Source organism: Pseudomonas sp. R5-89-07 (assembly GCF_003851685.1).
GTDB lineage: Bacteria > Pseudomonadota > Gammaproteobacteria > Pseudomonadales > Pseudomonadaceae > Aquipseudomonas.
Genome location: NZ_CP027727.1, coordinates 5,725,333 through 5,742,558 on the forward strand (window position 1 = coordinate 5,725,333; position 17,226 = coordinate 5,742,558).

Below are 17,226 nucleotides of genomic sequence, written 5' to 3' on the forward strand. Positions count from 1 at the left end.
GTCGATCAACCCCCGTCGGCATTGATCGGGGCCCGGTAGTTATCTACCGAAAAGCCGTAGATCGTGGCAGGCTGAATTTCGACGCCCGTCAGTCCCTCCAAGGGTCCCTCAACCTTCACCGCCAGCGCTTCGCCCGGCAAAATGTAGGTGCGCGGCAGCGTAGCGGCGGTTCCCTGTGGCAGTAACCGAACCTGTGGGGCCATGCGCACCACATACGCGCTGTCGTTGTGCACCGCCAAACGTGGCCCTGTGCGTCGCCATTTCAACAGCGCCCAAGGCGTGTGATGAACAGGCAGGCCTTGGGGATGCAGGATCAGCGGCAAATTCTGCCGCAAAGTGATACCAATGGTCGCACCGCCTGCAGCTCGCGCCTGGGGGATGCCTTCGAAGGATACGCGTTTGAGCCGCTGAGTCTTCAGCGGTGCCTTAGAGGTGCTGATGAAACGCACCAGTTGCGTTTCGCCGCCTTCCACTCGCGCAATGGGCGGCGTCACGATCACGAGCGGTTCCACGTCTTCCGGTACATTCTCTATTACCGAATGCAACAGTGCAGGCGCCGCGTCGGTGTTCTTGATGTTAATCGTCGCTTCACCTTGTTCTTCGTTCAGTACAATAACCGTAGTTTCCGGCAACATACCGTCCGCCGCCGCAACACCGGCAAAACACAGAAGCCACATTGCACATGACAAACACATATTTTTTCTGAATAGACGACTAAGCACTCTGTGCTCTCCACAACCTTGAAGTTGACTATGAATAGACGGGCACGGCTATAAAACAGCCGACCAGAAATACAAACCTCCTGATCGGCTGTTGCTATGTCGTTTAGATGTAACTCAGTTCAAGTGTTGCACGCCCATCAAGGATAATGTCGCGACTGAGGTCCAGGTCCAGGCCTTTGTTGATAACCGCGCGCACAGCGATCGTACCGGTCAACTGAGTGATCGAGACGGGTGTAACACTCGCGCCACTGCGCCAGGAATATTGATTAGGCGATTTTGCGACTTTGCCATCACTGTTCTGCCAGGCGCCATTGCTGATTCGCATAATTGGCGACAATGCTGTGGTCGATGAGCGCAGGTCCTTGAGGGCAATGGCAAAGCCACCCGTCTTCCGGGTGCCCACAGTGCCTAACCCGTAGTTATGCGCATCGGTGTACCCACTTCCAAGGGCGTTGAGTATGTTCGGGACCGTGCTGTCGGCCTGCAGATCGAAAAATTTGAGCCCGAACTTGGCAGACGTGTTGCCACAGCGGATGCTGATAGGCGTGGTCTTTTCGGTAAGCGCGTTGAACGCCGTTTGAGACAGCTGGCCCGAAGGAATATCGCCGTAGTCGATAATGCCACCGGCGGTCATGCTGAGGTTACAGGCGGCGGGCTTGATAACCCCCCTGACAATCAGTTCGGCGCTGGTGGCAGCATATGCACCGATGTTTGCCGCCAGGCAAGCGAGACCCAAAGTCAATCCAACAATTTTTTTCATATTCGACCTGTCACTTAGAAGTTATCAGGTGCTCTCTATTTCGTCTTGGCGGCTCCATCGCCAAACGGTTATCTTCCTGGATATCTACAACGACATATAAATAACACCAAGGCACAATTGCCGGATGACAGTGTGTCGCTTTGGTGCGTCATTAAAGAACCAGACAAAACTCCAGTTAAAGTGAGAATGGTAAAAACCATTAGTCATTTAGAACCAATTCAAGAGTAGGCTAAAAGTAAATAACCGATGAAATAACCAAACGCGCTCTGTAGGACAAATCAAAAGCCGGCCTTACTAACAACAAAAGTTGAAACCCCCTACACATTAAGTCGCTACTCGTCGACCACCCTGGAATGTCACCCTACATATCTCACAACATATCCCCACAGAAAGCCTCGGGAAAATTACCGAAGCACAACGCGTTGGCTACAGCGGTCGATCGTGGCACGATGGCAAGGTTATCGACCGAGACCCCAAACCATGCCGCAATCCCAAGCCAAGAATCTGTCCCTGATCGCTGCCATCGACCTGGGCTCCAACAGCTTTCACATGGTCGTGGCCAAGGCCCAGAACGGTGAAATCCGCATCCTTGAGCGGCTCGGCGAGAAAGTGCAACTGGCTGCCGGGATCAATGACGAACGTCAGCTCAATGAAGAATCCATGCAGCGCGGGCTCGACTGCCTCAAGCGCTTTGCGCAACTGATCAACGGCATGCCCCCTGGCGCTGTACGAATAGTGGGCACCAACGCGTTGCGTGAAGCCCGCAACCGCAACGAATTCATCCATCGCGCCGAGGAAATCCTCGGGCATCCGGTGGAGGTCATTTCCGGTCGCGAGGAGGCACGCCTGATCTACCTGGGCGTTTCCCATACGCTGGCCGACACCCCCGGCAAACGCCTGGTGGCGGACATTGGCGGTGGCAGCACCGAATTCATCATCGGCCAGCGTTTCGAACCCCTGCTGCGCGAAAGCCTGCAGATGGGCTGCGTCAGCTATACCCAGCGTTATTTCAAGGACGGCAAGATCACACCGGCGCGTTATGCCCAGGCCTACACGGCGGCGCGGCTGGAGATCATGAGTATCGAACACGCCCTGCACCGCCTGAGCTGGGATGAAGCCATCGGCTCTTCCGGTACCATCCGTGCCATCGGCCTGGCGCTCAAGGCCGGTGGCCATGGCACCGGCGAGGTGAATGCCGAAGGCCTGGCGTGGCTCAAGCGCAAGCTGTTCAAGCTGGGGGACGCCGAAAAGATCGACTTCGACGGCATCAAGCCTGACCGACGCGCCATCTTCCCAGCCGGCCTGGCGATTCTCGAAGCCATCTTCGATGCCCTCGAGCTGCAACGCATGGACCACTGTGACGGCGCCCTGCGCGAAGGTGTGCTCTATGACCTGCTTGGCCGCCATCACCATGAAGATGTGCGTGAGCGCACCCTCAGCTCGTTGATGGAGCGTTACCACGTAGACGTGGAGCAAGCAGCTCGCGTGGAGCGCAAAGCCCTGCATGCCTTCGACCAGGTGGCCGCCGATTGGGACCTGCAAAACGGCGTATGGCGCGAACTGCTGGGCTGGGCCGCCAAGGTGCACGAAGTGGGCCTGGACATCGCCCACTACCATTACCACAAGCATGGCGCCTATTTGATCGAGCACTCGGACCTGGCCGGGTTCTCACGCGAAGATCAGCAGATGCTCGCGCTGCTGGTGCGCGGCCACCGCCGCAATATTCCCAAGGACAAGTTTGCCGAGTTCGGCAAAGACGGCATCAAGCTGATTCGCCTGTGCGCACTGCTGCGCTTTGCCATCCTGTTCCACCACATCCGTGGCACCCAGGAAATGCCCCAGGTGAAGCTGCGCGCCGACGGCGACAGCCTGGAAGTGATGTTCCCCAAAGGCTGGCTGGATGAAAACCAGCTGACCCAGGCGGACTTCGCCCAGGAGGCGGAGTGGCTGACACGAGTGGGGTTCAGCCTGAACGTGCGCTAATCCGGCCTACGGCAGAAAACAAATGTGGGAGGGGGCTTGCCCCCGATGCGGTATGTCAGTCACTTGATACGTTGACTGAACCACCGCCATCGGGGGCAAGCCCCCTCCCACGTTAGATCGGAGCAAACCTGGGTCAATTCACCGTCAGGATCGGGCTGCCCAGCTTCTCCAGCAACGTCGCCTGCGCGCTGCGCGGGTTCTGGTTGCCGGTCGGGGTGTTGCGCACGTACCGCCCATCCGACTGCAGGCTCCAGCTGTGGGTGTTGTCGGTCAGGTAGCTTTCCAATTCCTTCTTGACCCGCATGATCAGCTTCTTGCCTTCCACCGGGAAGCAGGTCTCCACACGCTTGTCGAGGTTGCGCTCCATCCAGTCGGCGCTGGAGAGGAACATCTGCTCTTCGCCACCGTTAAGGAAATAGAACACCCGCGTGTGCTCCAGGAAGCGGCCGATGATCGAGCGCACATGGATGTTATGCGAGACGCCGACAATGCCCGGGCGCAGGCAGCACATGCCACGTACCACCAGATCGATGCGCACCCCTGACTGACTGGCCTTGTACAGCGCGCGGATGATCTTCGGATCGGTCAGCGAGTTGAATTTGGCGATGATGTGCGCCGGCTTGCCGTCGAGGGCGAACTGGGTCTCGCGGGCAATCATGTCGAGCATGCCCTTCTTCAGCGTGAACGGCGCGTGCAGCAGCTTCTTCATCCGCAACGTCTTGCCCATGCCGATGAGCTGGCTGAACAACTTACCGACGTCTTCGCACAACGCATCATCGGACGTCAGCAGGCTGTAGTCGGTATAGAGCTTCGCGTTGCCGGCGTGATAGTTGCCGGTGCCCAAGTGGGCATAACGCACGATCTCGCCGGCTTCGCGGCGCAGGATCAACATCATCTTGGCGTGGGTCTTGAAGCCAACCACGCCGTAGATCACTACCGCACCGGCCGCTTGCAGGCGGCTGGCCAGTTGCAGGTTGGACTCCTCATCAAAGCGCGCCCGCAGCTCGATGACCGCGGTGACTTCCTTGCCGTTACGCGCAGCATCGACCAGTGCATCGACGATTTCCGAGTTGGCGCCGGAGCGATACAGCGTCTGGCGCACGGCCAGAACGTGTGGGTCCTTGGCAGCCTGGCGCAACAGGTCGACCACCGGGGTGAACGACTCGAAAGGGTGCAACAGCAGAATGTCCTGCTTGCTCACCACGCTGAAGATGTTCTCGCTGTTTTGCAGCAGTTTCGGAATTTGCGGGGTAAACGGTTTGTATTGCAGCTCCGGGTGGCTGTCCAGGCCGGTGATGCTGAACAGGCGCGTCAGGTTGACCGGGCCATTGACCTGGTAGAGCTCGGATTCGGCCAGGTTGAACTGCTTGAGCAGGTAGTCCGACAGGTGTTTCGGGCAGGTATCCGCCACTTCCAGGCGCACCGCATCGCCGTAGCGCCGCGAAAACAGCTCACCACGCAGGGCGCGGGCCAAGTCTTCGACGTCTTCTGAGTCCAGCGCCAAGTCGGCGTTACGGGTCAGGCGGAACTGGTAGCAGCCCTTGACCTTCATGCCCTGGAACAGGTCATCGGCGTGTGCATGGATCATCGAGGACAGGAATACATAGTTATCGCCAGCACCCCCTACCTCTTCGGGTACCTTGATGATCCGTGGCAACAGGCGCGGCGCCGGGATGATCGCCAGGCCAGAGTCGCGACCGAAGGCGTCGATGCCTTCGAGCTCGACGATGAAGTTGAGGCTCTTGTTCACCAGCAATGGGAACGGATGCGTGGGGTCGAGGCCGATCGGCGTGATGATCGGTGAAATCTCGTCGCGAAAGTATCGGCGCACCCAGGTCTTGATCTTGGTGGTCCAGTGACGGCGACGAATGAAGCGGACCTGATGTTTTTCCAGTTCCGGCAACAGGATATCGTTGAGGATCGCGTATTGGCGGTCCACATGGCCGTGCACCAGCTCACTGATGCGCGCCAGAGCCTGGTGCGGTTGCAGGCCATCGGCACCGGCTTGCTCACGGGCGAAGGTGATCTGCTTCTTGAGGCCGGCGACCCGGATCTCGAAGAACTCGTCCAGGTTGCTCGAGAAGATCAGCAGGAATTTCAGCCGCTCCAGCAACGGGTAGGACTCATCCAGCGCCTGCTCCAGCACGCGGATGTTGAATTGCAGTTGGGACAGCTCGCGATGGATATACAGGCTGCTGTCATCCAGGTTGGTGACCACGGCCACCGGCGCCGGGGCCGGCGCTTCGGCGGCCACCACAGGCACGGCAGGCTCCAGCTCCGGCGGGGTCTCGGCGATTTGTTCAACCACCGGATGAGCGTCTTTTACGGCAACTTCTTTAAGTCCTTCGGTATTCATCGAGTGTTCCTGTGAGGGCTATTGTTGCTCTCTAAGCAATTGGGCAGCGCGGGCGGCGAAGTAGGTCAGAATGCCATCAGCGCCGGCACGTTTAAAGGCTGTCAGGGATTCGAGGATCACCCCTTCACTCAACCAACCATTCTGGATTGCGGCCATGTGCATGGCGTATTCACCGCTGACCTGATAGACAAAGGTCGGCACCTTGAATTCCTCTTTGACCCGGTAAAGGATGTCCAGATAAGGCATCCCGGGCTTGACCATCACCATGTCGGCGCCTTCGGCCAGGTCGGCCGCCACTTCGTGCAGGGCTTCATGGCTGTTGGCCGGGTCCATCTGGTACGAAGCCTTGTTGGCCTTGCCCAGGTTCAGCGCAGAGCCCACCGCATCGCGGAATGGGCCGTAATAGGCGCTGGCGTACTTGGCCGAGTAGGCCATGATCCGCACGTTGACATGCCCGGCCAACTCAAGGGCTTCCCGAATCGCCTGGATACGACCGTCCATCATGTCCGACGGCGCCACCACCTGGGCACCTGCAGCCGCGTGGGACAAGGCCTGCTTGACCAGCGCATCGACGGTGATGTCGTTCTCGACATAGCCGGCCTGGTCGAGGATGCCATCCTGCCCGTGTGTGGTGAACGGGTCCAGGGCCACGTCGGTGATCACCCCAAGCTCGGGGAAACGCTCACGTAGGGCACGAGTGGCGCGCTGGGCGATGCCTTGCGGGTTCCAGGCTTCGGCAGCGTCGAGGGACTTGAGCTCAGTTGGCGTTACCGGGAACAGCGCCAGCGCCGGAATTCCCAGTTCAACCCAGTGGACGGCTTCTTCAAGCAGCAGATCGATGCTCAAGCGCTCCACCCCTGGCATCGATGCCACCGCTTCCCGGCGATTTTCACCGTCCAGCACGAATACCGGCAGGATCAGATCATTCGTCGTCAGCACATTTTCACGTACCAGACGGCGAGAAAAATCATCACGACGGTTACGACGCAGACGGGTGGCGGGGAATAGCCGATTGGCGGGGGTAAAGCTCACGACAGACTCCTGAGCCCGCGTTTACGGGCGAGCGGTGCAGTTATAAGCGGCCATTATGACGAAGGAATGACAGTTGTGCTTATCGACGCGACCTGTAGTCGCATTCGTCATTTATGTAGGAATTGTTCACTTCGTGACACATCTCGATACTTTCATGAATCTTCGTGAAGGCGTAGGCTGCGCGTTCATTTCGCCAGCACCCTAGACCATGCTTCAACAATTTCTGCATGACTTCGGCTACTTTGCCCTCTTCCTCGGCACGTTCTTCGAAGGCGAGACCATCCTCGTGCTCGCAGGCTTCCTGGCGTTCCGTGGCTACATGGATATCAACCTGGTGGTGGTCGTTGCCTTTTTCGGCAGCTACGCCGGTGACCAGCTTTGGTACTACATGGGGCGCAAGCACGGCCGCAAGCTGCTCGCACGCAAACCGCGCTGGCAATTGATGGGCGACAAGGCGCTGGAGCACATCCGCAAGCATCCGGATATCTGGGTACTGAGCTTTCGCTTCGTCTACGGTTTGCGCACAGTGATGCCTGTGGCGATTGGCCTCTCCGGCTACCCACCTCTGCGCTATCTGATTCTTAACGGTATCGGTGCGGCGATATGGGCGGCTGCGCTGGGGGCGGCGGCCTATCATTTCGGCGCTGTCCTGGAAGGCATGCTCGGCAGCGTCAAAAAATACGAGCTGTGGGTGCTGGGCGCCTTGCTGGTGCTGGGCTTTGGCCTATGGCTGCGACGCCGCTTCAAGAACGCCCGCATCGCCCGCGAGGCGTGTGCGGCCAAGGCTCGGCTCGCTGCCGAACCCGCCTCGATCGAAACACCTAAGACGCCAGGCGAATGAGCCGGCTTCTGCAGCAGTAAAGGCCGATCACGCTGAGCCCGCTGTAGCTCACCAGGGCCAGCCAGCCCAGGTGGCTGTCGGGCCACAGCCCGACCCACGGGGCCAGCCCTACCAAAGGCACGTTCAGCCCCAGGCGCAGGCATTCTACCTTCAGCGCCCAAGGGCGATTCTCCAGCGCGACCCCTAGTGTGAACAGCCCCAGCGCCATCATGCCCCAGCCCAGGATCAGCGCGGCCGTCGGCAGACGTTCGCCGAAATTCATCAGGTAGCTACCAAACCCCACATAAACCATGAACTGCAAAGCGACATACACCTGTTGGCGTGTATCCAGCGGCACTTCAAATTTGCGGAACTGGGCCAAGTCTGGCTTGGCCATCGGGTATCTGGCTTTCACGTCTGCGGGGCGCCAGCCCGTGCGCATGAACCAGATGCGCAGCTTGTCCCAGTGGCTTTCAGTACGGCGGGCATCGCTCCACAACTGTGCATAAAACTGCAGGTTCGCCCACAGCGGATTCCAGCTGGCCAGGGGCGTTGTCACGCCGAAGACCACTGGTTCGTTGTCGTCTTCCTCCTGGAAGGTGCCGAACAGGCGATCCCAAAAAATGAACACCCCGCCATAGTTGCGATCCATGTAGAGGGCGTTCTGTGCGTGGTGAGCGCGGTGATTGGACGGTGTGACGAAGAACCACTCGAACCAGCCGAGCTTGGGCACGTGACGGGTATGTACCCAGAATTGATACAACAGGTTGAGCGACGCCACGCTGATGAACACCACCAAAGGCACACCGAGCACGGCCAGCGGCAGGTAGAAGATCCAACTCAGCAAGAAGCCAGTGCTGGTCTGACGCAACGCGGTGGTGAGGTTGTAATCCTCGCTCTGGTGGTGCACCGAGTGCGCGGCCCACAGGATGTTGCGCTCATGCCCCAGGCGATGCAGCCAGTAGTAGCAGAAATCATAGAACACAAAGGCGAATACCCAGGTCCACACGCTCTGGGGCGACAGCTCGATCAACGCCAGATGCTTGAGGGCGAACGCATAGGTGAGCACGCCCACACCTTTGGTCAGCAACCCAGTCGTGGTAGACAGCACGCCGGTGCTGAGGCTGTTGATAGCATCGGCCACTCGATAGTTGCGTTCACCGCGCCAGCGGTCGGCCAGCAGCTCAACCACAATCAAGGCAATGAAAAACGGCACCGCGTAAGGCACGAAGTCCATGGGCTAGTCCGGTCTATTTTTGTTACATCAGATTAGGTGCAGTCACATCAGATCCCATTGGCAACAGGTTACAAATTAGTAGACATTTAACGCCATGAATCAGGAGAAATGCCCATGAGCAAAAAGATTGCAGTGATCCTTTCCGGCTGTGGCGTGTACGACGGTGCAGAAATCCATGAAAGCGTGATTACCCTGCTGCGCCTGGATCAGCGCGGCGCGCAGGTTGAGTGTTTTGCGCCAGACGTAGCGCAATTGCACGTGATCAACCATCTCACTGGCGAAGAAATGCCTGAGTCGCGCAATGTATTGGTGGAGTCAGCGCGCATCGCCCGCGGCGCGGTGAAGGCCATCAGTGAGGCCAGCGCTGCAGACTTCGATGCGTTGATTGTGCCCGGGGGGTTTGGCGCGGCGAAGAACCTGTCGAATTTCGCAGTGGAAGGCGCCGGCTGCAGCGTCAACCCGCAGGTCCTGGAATTGGCAGAAGCCTTTGCCGAAGCCGGCAAGCCCGTGGGGCTGATCTGCATTTCCCCGGCCCTGGCCGCAAAAATCTACGGCCCAGGCGTGACCTGCACCATCGGCAACGACCCCGACACCGCAGCGGCGTTAGACAAAATGGGCGCTACCCATCAGGAATGCACCGTGGAGGATATCGTCGAGGACAAGGCGCGCAAGCTGGTGAGTACACCGGCCTATATGCTGGGTAAGAACATCAGTGAAGTGGCGTCGGGGATCAACAAACTCGTGGACCGGGTGTTGGAGCTGACCCACGAGAACGACTAACGTCCTCTTTCTGTAGGAGCGAGCTTGCTCGCGAAAAACCTGAGAACGCCGTGTTCATCCCCAGTGCCCGCGTCATCGTTGACGTTCTTCGCGAGCAAGCTCGCTCCTACAAAGGCTTCATCAAACGGGTAAGCAGGCGGTCCAGCGCGTTGGCAAACGCCTGTTTGTCCTTCTCGCTGTACGGCGGCGGCCCACCACCCATCTGGCCTTGCTCGCGCAGGTCGGTGAACAGGTTGCGCACCGCCAGCCGCTCACTCATGTTCGCCGGACTGAACTCTTTGCCGCGCGGGTCGAGGGCCGTAACGCCCTTCTTGACCAGGCGGTCGGCCAAAGGCACATCGCTGCAGATCACCAACTCGCCGGGCACGGCGTGCTCCACCAGATAGTCATCCGCCGCATCGGGGCCGCTGGGCACCACGATCAGCTTCACACAGGCAAAGCCGGGCTTGATCTGGCTCTGGCCCGCCACCAGCACCACTTCAAATTGGCGCTTGAGGGCGAATTTAACCACCTGATCCTTGGCGGCCCGAGGGCAGGCGTCCGCGTCGATCCAGACCCGCATGCCTACGCCGCCACTCGCTGCTTCTCGGCCAAGCGACTGCGCCCATACAGCACCACAATCGCCAGGATCGCCACGGCCTGCGCACTCAACGAATACGCATCGGCGTGGATACCCAGCCAGTCGAAGTCAAAGAACGCCACCGGCCGCGTGCCGAAGATGCCCGCCTCTTGCAGCGCCTTGACGCCATGCCCGGCGAACACCACCGACAGCGCACACAGCAGCGCAGCGTTGATGCCGAAGAACAGCGCCAGCGGCAATTTGGCCGAGCCGCGCAGAATCACCCAGGCCAGGCCCACCAGCAGCACCAAGGCGGTGGCACCACCGGCCAGGACCGCGTTATGCCCGGCCGGGCCGGCTTGCAGCCACAGGGTTTCGTAGAACAGGATCACTTCGAACAGCTCGCGGTACACCGAGAAGAAGGCCAGCAGCGCAAAACCAAAGCGCCCGCCGCCGCCCACCAGGCTGCTCTTGATGTAGTCCTGCCAGGCTGCCGCGTGACGTCGGTCGTGCATCCACACACCGAGCCAAAGCACCATCACGCTGGCAAACAGCGCCGTGCAGCCTTCAAGCAGTTCACGCTGGGCACCGCTGACGTCAATCACGTAGGCCGCCAGCGCCCAGGTGGCCAAGCCAGCCAACAGCGCCAGACCCCAGCCGGCGTTGACGCTGCGCACCGCCGATTGCTGGCCGGTGTTACGCAGGAAAGCCAGGATCGCGGCCAGTACCAGGATCGCTTCCAGGCCTTCGCGCAGCAGGATCAGCAAGCCGGAGATGTAGCTCAACGACCAGCTCAGGCCATCGCCGCCCAGCAACCCTGCGGACTCGCTGAGCTTGCCCTTGGCCGCATCCAGGCGCTGCTGCACCTGTTCGATTGGCAGACCGTCCTGCAACGACTGCCGGTAGGCCATCAGCGCCTTCTCGGTGTCTTTGCGCACATTGGCGTCGACGTTATCCAGCGAGCTTTCCACCAGCTCGAAGCCTTCCAGATAAGCGGCTACGGACAGGTCATAGGCTTGTTCGTGGTCACCGTTACGGAACGCGGCCAGGCTTTTGTCCAGGGTGGCGGCGGTGTAGTCGAGCAACTGCGCCGGGCCACGCTTGACCTGCGGCGGTTGCGCGCGCTGGGCGCGGAAGGTCGCCGCTGCCGCCGGGCCGTCTGTGGCCAGCACTTCGTTGGGCGTTTGACGTGCCAGGTCGGCCAGGTTGAAGGTTTGTTCACTTTTGGGCGCAGCCTGCGCAGCCGTGAAACCTGCGATGTAGGTGGCGAGGTCCCAGCGCTGACGGTCATCCAACTGGTCGGCAAAGGACGGCATGTCAGTGCCTTCGACACCCAGGCCCAAAGTGTTGTAGATCGCATAGAGGCTCAGGCGATCCAGGCGCGTGGCATCGCGCAGGTTAGCGGGCGCCGGGGTCATGCCCATGCCGGCTGGGCCGTCACCAGCGCCCGCCGTGCCGTGGCACACCGAACAATGCTGGGCGTACAGCGGCGCACCGCGCGTGGGATCGGGCGTGATGGCCGGCGCTTGGCTGACTTCATACGCCACCGCCAGCTTGGCACCCAACTGACGGGCCTGGTGGGCGACGCCTGCGCCGTCTGCATGGGCGGTGACTGCCGCGAGCAACTCACCGACGCCCTTTATCAACTCAACGCGCTCGGGCTTTTCCGGCAGTTGCGCGACCAACCCCTGCAACACCCCTAGAAACTCCACCTGCTCACGAAATTCCGATTCGTCCACCACCTTGCCCGCTTCCACCGTTGGTGGATAGTCGGCGCCAATATAGTCCAGCAGATGCAGAGCCTGGGGCGCGCCTTCGGCCGTCGCGGCCAACAGATTGAAGCTGCACGACATCAACACCGGCAGCATCAGCCAGGCGAGAAAACGCAAGGGGGCAGTCATGAATGAATCTCAAGTGGAAATACGAAGTAACACTATTGTTGAGCTTTAACGGATTTGACTCAAGGTGTTATTTCGTGACGCCAAAAAACTAATGTGGGAGGGGGCTTGCTCCCGATAGCGGTGGTTCAGCTAGAGATGAGCTGACTGATACCCCGCTATCGGGAGCAAGCCCCCTCCCACATTTTGATCCGGTTTCGTCAATTACGCCGTGGCGCGATGCAGGCTGGCGAGGAACCCAGCAGCGCCGACGAACAACCCGGCAAACGTGCGGTTTACGCGCTTCTGCTGTTTGGGCGAGCGCAGCAGGCGCAGGACTTTGGAGGCCAATCCCGTGTAACCGGCCATCACGATCATATCGACGCTGATCATCGTTGCCCCAATGATCAGGTATTGGATCGCCAACGGCGCCTGTGGGTTTACGAACTGCGGCAACACCGCGAGCATGAACACCAGCGCCTTGGGGTTGCTGGCATTGACCAGGAAACCACGGAACATCATCGCCATCGGTTTGCCGATCGGACGTACTGCGCCCTCATCGGTCATGTCCATCGGCAAGGCGCGCCATTGCTTGACGGCCAGGTATACCAGGTACGCCACTCCAAACCATTTGATCGCATAAAACGCGGTCGACGATGTCGCCAGGATGGCACCCAGGCCACCCGCCACCACGGCAATCTGCATCGCCAGACCCAGTTGCAGGCCAATGGCGTTCCAGTAGCCGCGTACAAAACCGTATTGCAGCCCGCTGGACATCGAGGCGATGGCGCCGGCACCGGGGGAAAGGGAGATGATCCAGCTGGCCAGGAAAAAGGCCAGCCACGTGTCGAGTGCCATTGCACACCTCGGGAGGGAATTTGCGATTGTGCCTTAAGCTAACTCCACCGACCGAAGGCTGGCTATAAATTTTTAAACCGGATGATTTCTAATGGTCGCCAGGGAACACATGCGTACCGGGCCAACGCCGAACCGAGCGCTGGAAAAACAAGCTGTTGGGCACTTGCACCATCGCGCTGTCAGTGCCGGCCTCCTGCACCTCGATCAGCGTGGTATAGAGCAGATTGATCGCCACGACGCGCCCTTTCACACCAGGTTTGTCGACGGTGTCCACCAGCTCGACAATGTCGCCGAGGCGAAACGGCCCCACGGTAAAGATCAAAATGGCGCACAACAGATTGGACAGCACGGACCACATGGCGAAGAACGCCACTGCCGCTACTGCCACGAACCCTGACAGCGCCGTCCACAGCACCGTAGCCGATACGCCCAGGCGACCCAACACGAAGATCAGCGCGCTGCCCATGATCAGCCAGCGCAGGCCACCGCGCAGCGGCATCAGCAATTGTGGCGGGAGCGGGTAGCGCTGACCCAGACGGGTCAAGCCCTTGGCGACAAAACGCTGGGCAAGGTAGCCGGCCAGCAGGATCAGCAGGATCTGCACGCCGATCCATACAGGCTCGATCCATTGCGCCGGCAAAGGCAGTTGCAACGCTTCCATCAGGACAGCGCCTCCAGCTCCGCTTGCAGGCTTTCAAGCAGTTCGAGGGCTTCCATCCAGGATTCCTCCAGCTGCCCTTCACGCACCTTGAGCCTGGCCTGCTCGGCCAGCAAGTCGCGCAATTCATCCTTGCGTGCCGCCTCATACACGGCGCTGTCGCCCAGGCTGGTTTCGATCTTGGCCAGGCGCTCATGCACCTTGCCCAGCTCGGCCTCCAGCTTGTCGGCTTCACGCTTGTGCGGCGCCAACTGCTGACGCAGTGCCGCGGCGGCCTGGCGTTGGGCTTTCTTGTCGGTCTTGTCCGGGTTGACCGGCGTGTTGCTGGCCGGCGCATTGCGCAGACGGTAGTCGGTCAGCCAGCGCGCGTAGTCGTCCAGGTCGCCGTCGAACTCCTCGACCTTGCCGTCAGCCACCAGCAGGAAGTTATCGGTGGTGCTCTTGAGCAAGTGGCGATCGTGGGACACCACCAGTACCGCACCGCTGAATTCCTGCAGGGCCATGGTCAGCGCCAGGCGCATTTCCAGGTCCAGGTGGTTGGTCGGTTCGTCGAGCAGCAGCAGGTTCGGGCGGTCCCAGGCGATCAGGGCCAGGGCCAGTCGGGCCTTTTCGCCGCCGGAAAAATTCAGCACCGGCTCATCGATACGCGCGCCACGGAAGTCGAAACCACCGAGGAAATCACGCAGGGTCTGTTCGCGCTCGGTGGGCGCCAGGCGCTGCAGGTGCAACAGCGGGCTGGCTTTGGAATCCAGCGAGTCCAGTTGATGCTGGGCGAAGTAGCCCACCACGGTGTTCTCGCCACGGGTCAGGCGACCGGCCAAGGGTTCCAGTTCACCGGAGAGGTTCTTGATCAGCGTCGACTTGCCCGCGCCGTTAGGCCCCAGCAAACCGATACGCGCGCCGGGTGTGAGCTGCAGCTTGACCTTCTCCAAGATGGTCTTGTCGCCGTAACCCAGGCGGGCGTCCGACAGATCGAGCAAGGGGCTGGAGATCTTCACCGACTCACGGAAGACGAAGTCGAACGGCGAATCGACATGGGCCGCTGACAGTTCTTCCATGCGCTCCAGCGCCTTGATCCGGCTCTGGGCCTGCCGGGCCTTGGTGGCCTGGGCCTTGAACCGGGCGATGTAGCTTTCCATGTGCGCGCGCTGCGCCTGTTGCTTCTCAAACGCTTGTTGCTGCTGGGCCAGGCGTTCGGCACGGGCGCGCTCGAAGGCGGTGTAGCCGCCACGATAGAGCGTGATTTTCTTCTGTTCGACATGGGCGATGTTGTCGACCACGGCGTCAAGGAAATCCCGGTCGTGGGAAATCAGCAACAGGGTGCCCTGGTAGCTTTTGAGGAAATCCTCCAGCCACAGGATCGCATCGAGGTCCAGGTGGTTGGTCGGTTCATCGAGCAGCAACAGGTCGGAGGGACACATCAGCGCCTGCGCCAGGTTCAGGCGCATGCGCCAGCCGCCGGAGAAGTCGGCGACCGGGCGGTCCATCTGTTCGTTGGTAAAACCCAGGCCGGCGAGCATTTTGCGGGCGCGGGCGTCGGCGGTGTAGCCGTCGGCGCTGTCCAGCTCCGAATGCAGGCGGGCTTGGGCGGCGCCGTCCTGGGCTTGTTCTGCCGCGACGAGGTCGTGTTGTACCTGGCGCAGGCGCAGGTCGCCATCGAGCACATAATCGATCGCGATGCGGTCCAGGGTGTCGATCTCCTGGCGCATATGGGCAATGCGCCAGTCGGCCGGCAGCAGGCAGTCGCCCGAATCCGGGGTCAGCTCGCCCAGCAACAGGGCGAACAAGGTGGATTTGCCGGCGCCATTGGCACCGATCAGGCCGGCTTTGTGACCGGCGTGCAGGGTCAGCTCGGCGTCTTCAAGAAGACGTTGCGGGCCACGCTGTAATGTTAGGCTTTGAAGTCGGATCATAATGGCGGCGGAGTCTACCAGCTTCGTTGACCGCTGGCTTGGGTGTGAATATGTGCGCTGACCTGTGGAGCTTTGCCCTCTCGACTTATGCCCGCCCCGGTGTGGAAGCGGCTTGCCTGCGTATGCAGGAGCAAGGCGCGGATGTATGCCTGTTGTTGTGTGGTGCGTGGTTGGAGCAACGTGGTGTGGCGCGGTTACCTGAACGCGTTGTGGCGCTGCAGCAGCTCGCGCGGCCGTGGCGCACGAACGTCGTTGAACCCTTGCGCGAGATACGCAGGCAATGGCGGGCGATGGCACAGCGGGATGCGCAATTGGCAGCGTTACGAGAGCAGATCAAGACATTGGAACTGGAAGCCGAGCGAGCCTTACTGACACGCCTGGAAGCACTGGCTCAGGCCTGGCCGACCAACGAGGTAAAGGCGCAATACGAATGGCTTGAAGGCCTGACGAGCGAAACCGTCGACCTTGACCACGACGCGCTGCAGCAGCTGCGCGTCGTGATCACCCGCACTTAGGAAGCGCTGGTTGGGGTGACGCTTGGCGCTACCGGTGCAGAAGTGCTGCTGGCCGATGCGGTTGGAGCGGAGGACGCTGCCGGAGTAGCGGTAGGTGCAGCAGGAGTCGCTGGCTTTGCAGGTGCTGGTTTTGCAGCAGCTGGCTTAGCGGCTGGTTTGGCAGCCGGTTTTGCAGCGGCACTTTTAGCAGCTGGCTTGGCGGCCGGTTTAACAGCAGCGGTTTTAGCCGCTGGCTTGGCGGCCGGTTTTGCAGCAGCGGTTTTAGCCGCTGGCTTGGCGGCCGGTTTTGCAGCAGCAGTTTTAGCAACTGGCTTGGCGGCTGGTTTTGCAGCAGCGGTTTTAGCCGCTGGCTTGGTGGCCGGTTTTGCAGCAGCAGTTTTAGCAACTGGCTTGGCGGCTGGTTTTGCAGCAGCAGTTTTTGCAGCTGGCTTGGCGGCCGGTTTAGCAGCAGCAGTTTTTGCAGCTGGCTTGGCGGCTGGTTTAGCAGCAACAGTTTTAGCAGCTGGCTTGGCGGCCGGTTTTGCAGCAGCAGTTTTAGCAGCTGGCTTGGCAGCCGGTTTTGCAGCAGCAGTTTTAGCAGCTGGCTTGGCGGCCGGTTTTGCAGCAGCAGTTTTAGCGGCTGGCTTGGCGGCGGCTTTAGCCGGCGCCTTCGTTGCAACAGCTTTGCTCGCTGGCTTCTTGGCTGCGACGGCTTTTGCCGGAGTACGAGCGCCCAGCGCCTTGGCTACGGCTTCCTTCACACGACCAACACCCTGGGCCAGTTTCAGGCTTTCTTGAGCATCTTTTTTGAGTTGGGAAATGTAGCTGCGGGTTTCGGCTTGACGGTCCTTGAGGGCGTCCAGCAGGTCCTCGAGTTCTTTAACAGCGTCTTTGGCCTTGGCTTGTGCCTTGGCCTTGCCCGCAGTGGCGGCGTCTTGCAATTTGGTGCGAGATTTGTGCAGTTTTTCTTGCGCTTTGCCGCGTTGCTTTTCCAGTTTGGCGAGCAGTTTTTCTGCATCGGCCAAGGCCTGAGAACAAGCGCTTTCCAGATGTTCGAGCAAGCTGCCCGACAGTTGTTGGAGTAAGTGCAACGGGGTATTTACAGGCTTCTGTTTGGCCGACATGGTTTACCTCCTGGCTGACGTGGGTGCGGCTCATACTAGCCCTCTGCTCTTAC

General features: G+C 60.2%; 15 protein-coding genes. 4 read left to right on the forward strand and 11 right to left on the reverse strand.

Features of this window, described 5'->3' with window-relative positions; genetic code table 11:
* Positions 1 to 5 precede the first annotated feature (5 nt).
* Both C4J94_RS26310 and C4J94_RS26315 read right to left on the reverse strand, forming a co-directional pair.
* A complete protein-coding gene (locus tag C4J94_RS26310; protein WP_124389045.1) occupies positions 6 to 695 on the reverse strand; it encodes a fimbria/pilus chaperone family protein in 690 nt (229 codons plus the stop codon).
* Positions 696 to 825: 130 nt separating this feature from the next.
* On the reverse strand, positions 826 to 1,482 hold the full coding sequence (locus C4J94_RS26315) for a DUF1120 domain-containing protein (protein WP_124388702.1): 657 nt from the start codon (positions 1,480 to 1,482) through the stop codon (positions 826 to 828).
* Between the two features lie 480 nt (positions 1,483 to 1,962).
* On the opposite strand from C4J94_RS26315, the gene ppx reads away from it, so the two are divergent.
* Positions 1,963 to 3,465, forward strand: a complete 1,503-nt coding sequence (gene ppx / locus C4J94_RS26320) for an exopolyphosphatase (RefSeq protein ID WP_124388703.1) — start codon at positions 1,963 to 1,965, stop codon at positions 3,463 to 3,465.
* A 133-nt stretch (positions 3,466 to 3,598) separates the two neighbouring features.
* Here the strand turns inward: ppx and ppk1 are convergent, their stop codons facing one another.
* The gene (gene ppk1, locus C4J94_RS26325; protein WP_124388704.1) at positions 3,599 to 5,821 is read right to left on the reverse strand and encodes a polyphosphate kinase 1; all 2,223 of its coding nucleotides are present in this window, start codon (positions 5,819 to 5,821) and stop codon (positions 3,599 to 3,601) included.
* Positions 5,822 to 5,839: 18 nt separating this feature from the next.
* A complete protein-coding gene (gene hemB / locus C4J94_RS26330; RefSeq protein WP_124388705.1) occupies positions 5,840 to 6,853 on the reverse strand; it encodes a porphobilinogen synthase in 1,014 nt (337 codons plus the stop codon).
* Between the two features lie 208 nt (positions 6,854 to 7,061).
* On the opposite strand from hemB, the gene C4J94_RS26335 reads away from it, so the two are divergent.
* Positions 7,062 to 7,694, forward strand: a complete 633-nt coding sequence (locus C4J94_RS26335; protein ID WP_124388706.1) for a DedA family protein — start codon at positions 7,062 to 7,064, stop codon at positions 7,692 to 7,694.
* Here the strand turns inward: C4J94_RS26335 and C4J94_RS26340 are convergent.
* Positions 7,675 to 8,910, reverse strand: a complete 1,236-nt coding sequence (locus C4J94_RS26340; RefSeq protein WP_124388707.1) for a sterol desaturase family protein — start codon at positions 8,908 to 8,910, stop codon at positions 7,675 to 7,677. The genes C4J94_RS26335 and C4J94_RS26340 overlap by 20 nt on opposite strands.
* 114 nt (positions 8,911 to 9,024) lie before the next feature.
* Here C4J94_RS26340 and elbB point away from each other — a divergent pair, with 114 nt between their 5' ends.
* On the forward strand, positions 9,025 to 9,690 hold the full coding sequence (gene elbB, locus C4J94_RS26345) for an isoprenoid biosynthesis glyoxalase ElbB (RefSeq protein WP_124388708.1): 666 nt from the start codon (positions 9,025 to 9,027) through the stop codon (positions 9,688 to 9,690).
* Between the two features lie 106 nt (positions 9,691 to 9,796).
* On the opposite strand, the gene C4J94_RS26350 is transcribed toward elbB, so the two are convergent.
* From C4J94_RS26350 to C4J94_RS26370, 5 genes are all read right to left on the reverse strand, one after another.
* Positions 9,797 to 10,252, reverse strand: a complete 456-nt coding sequence (locus C4J94_RS26350) for a YaiI/YqxD family protein (RefSeq protein WP_124388709.1) — start codon at positions 10,250 to 10,252, stop codon at positions 9,797 to 9,799.
* Between the two features lie 2 nt (positions 10,253 to 10,254).
* On the reverse strand, positions 10,255 to 12,150 hold the full coding sequence (locus tag C4J94_RS26355) for an FTR1 family protein (protein ID WP_124388710.1): 1,896 nt from the start codon (positions 12,148 to 12,150) through the stop codon (positions 10,255 to 10,257).
* Positions 12,151 to 12,351: 201 nt separating this feature from the next.
* Positions 12,352 to 12,984 (reverse strand): LysE family transporter, encoded by a 633-nt coding sequence (locus tag C4J94_RS26360; RefSeq protein ID WP_124388711.1) that lies wholly within the window; start codon positions 12,982 to 12,984, stop codon positions 12,352 to 12,354.
* An 88-nt stretch (positions 12,985 to 13,072) separates the two neighbouring features.
* On the reverse strand, positions 13,073 to 13,645 hold the full coding sequence (locus C4J94_RS26365) for a mechanosensitive ion channel family protein (protein WP_124388712.1): 573 nt from the start codon (positions 13,643 to 13,645) through the stop codon (positions 13,073 to 13,075).
* Entirely contained in the window at positions 13,645 to 15,555 is a 1,911-nt protein-coding gene (locus tag C4J94_RS26370) for an ATP-binding cassette domain-containing protein (protein ID WP_124388713.1), read from the reverse strand. Before C4J94_RS26370 ends, C4J94_RS26365 begins: the two co-directional genes overlap by 1 nt.
* A 50-nt stretch (positions 15,556 to 15,605) precedes the next feature.
* On the opposite strand from C4J94_RS26370, the gene C4J94_RS26375 reads away from it, so the two are divergent.
* The gene (locus C4J94_RS26375) at positions 15,606 to 16,070 is read left to right on the forward strand and encodes a TIGR02444 family protein (protein WP_177413465.1); all 465 of its coding nucleotides are present in this window, start codon (positions 15,606 to 15,608) and stop codon (positions 16,068 to 16,070) included.
* Here the strand turns inward: C4J94_RS26375 and C4J94_RS26380 are convergent.
* On the reverse strand, positions 16,067 to 17,173 hold the full coding sequence (locus tag C4J94_RS26380; RefSeq protein WP_124388715.1) for an AlgP family protein: 1,107 nt from the start codon (positions 17,171 to 17,173) through the stop codon (positions 16,067 to 16,069). The two genes, C4J94_RS26375 and C4J94_RS26380, sit on opposite strands and share 4 nt — an antisense overlap.
* Between the last annotated feature and the right edge of the window lie 53 nt (positions 17,174 to 17,226).

Coding starts and splice junctions, on each gene's coding strand:
- elbB (WP_124388708.1), top strand. CDS start 9,025: ATGAGCAAAAAGATTGCAGTGATCCTTTCCGGCTGTGGCGTGTACGAC.
- C4J94_RS26360 (WP_124388711.1), bottom strand. CDS start 12,984: ATGGCACTCGACACGTGGCTGGCCTTTTTCCTGGCCAGCTGGATCATC.
- C4J94_RS26380 (WP_124388715.1), bottom strand. CDS start 17,173: ATGTCGGCCAAACAGAAGCCTGTAAATACCCCGTTGCACTTACTCCAA.
- C4J94_RS26370 (WP_124388713.1), bottom strand. CDS start 15,555: ATGATCCGACTTCAAAGCCTAACATTACAGCGTGGCCCGCAACGTCTT.
- C4J94_RS26340 (WP_124388707.1), bottom strand. CDS start 8,910: ATGGACTTCGTGCCTTACGCGGTGCCGTTTTTCATTGCCTTGATTGTG.
- C4J94_RS26335 (WP_124388706.1), top strand. CDS start 7,062: ATGCTTCAACAATTTCTGCATGACTTCGGCTACTTTGCCCTCTTCCTC.
- C4J94_RS26365 (WP_124388712.1), bottom strand. CDS start 13,645: ATGGAAGCGTTGCAACTGCCTTTGCCGGCGCAATGGATCGAGCCTGTA.
- ppk1 (WP_124388704.1), bottom strand. CDS start 5,821: ATGAATACCGAAGGACTTAAAGAAGTTGCCGTAAAAGACGCTCATCCG.
- C4J94_RS26310 (WP_124389045.1), bottom strand. CDS start 695: ATGTGTTTGTCATGTGCAATGTGGCTTCTGTGTTTTGCCGGTGTTGCG.
- C4J94_RS26350 (WP_124388709.1), bottom strand. CDS start 10,252: ATGCGGGTCTGGATCGACGCGGACGCCTGCCCTCGGGCCGCCAAGGAT.
- C4J94_RS26315 (WP_124388702.1), bottom strand. CDS start 1,482: ATGAAAAAAATTGTTGGATTGACTTTGGGTCTCGCTTGCCTGGCGGCA.
- ppx (WP_124388703.1), top strand. CDS start 1,963: ATGCCGCAATCCCAAGCCAAGAATCTGTCCCTGATCGCTGCCATCGAC.
- C4J94_RS26375 (WP_177413465.1), top strand. CDS start 15,606: ATGTGCGCTGACCTGTGGAGCTTTGCCCTCTCGACTTATGCCCGCCCC.
- C4J94_RS26355 (WP_124388710.1), bottom strand. CDS start 12,150: ATGACTGCCCCCTTGCGTTTTCTCGCCTGGCTGATGCTGCCGGTGTTG.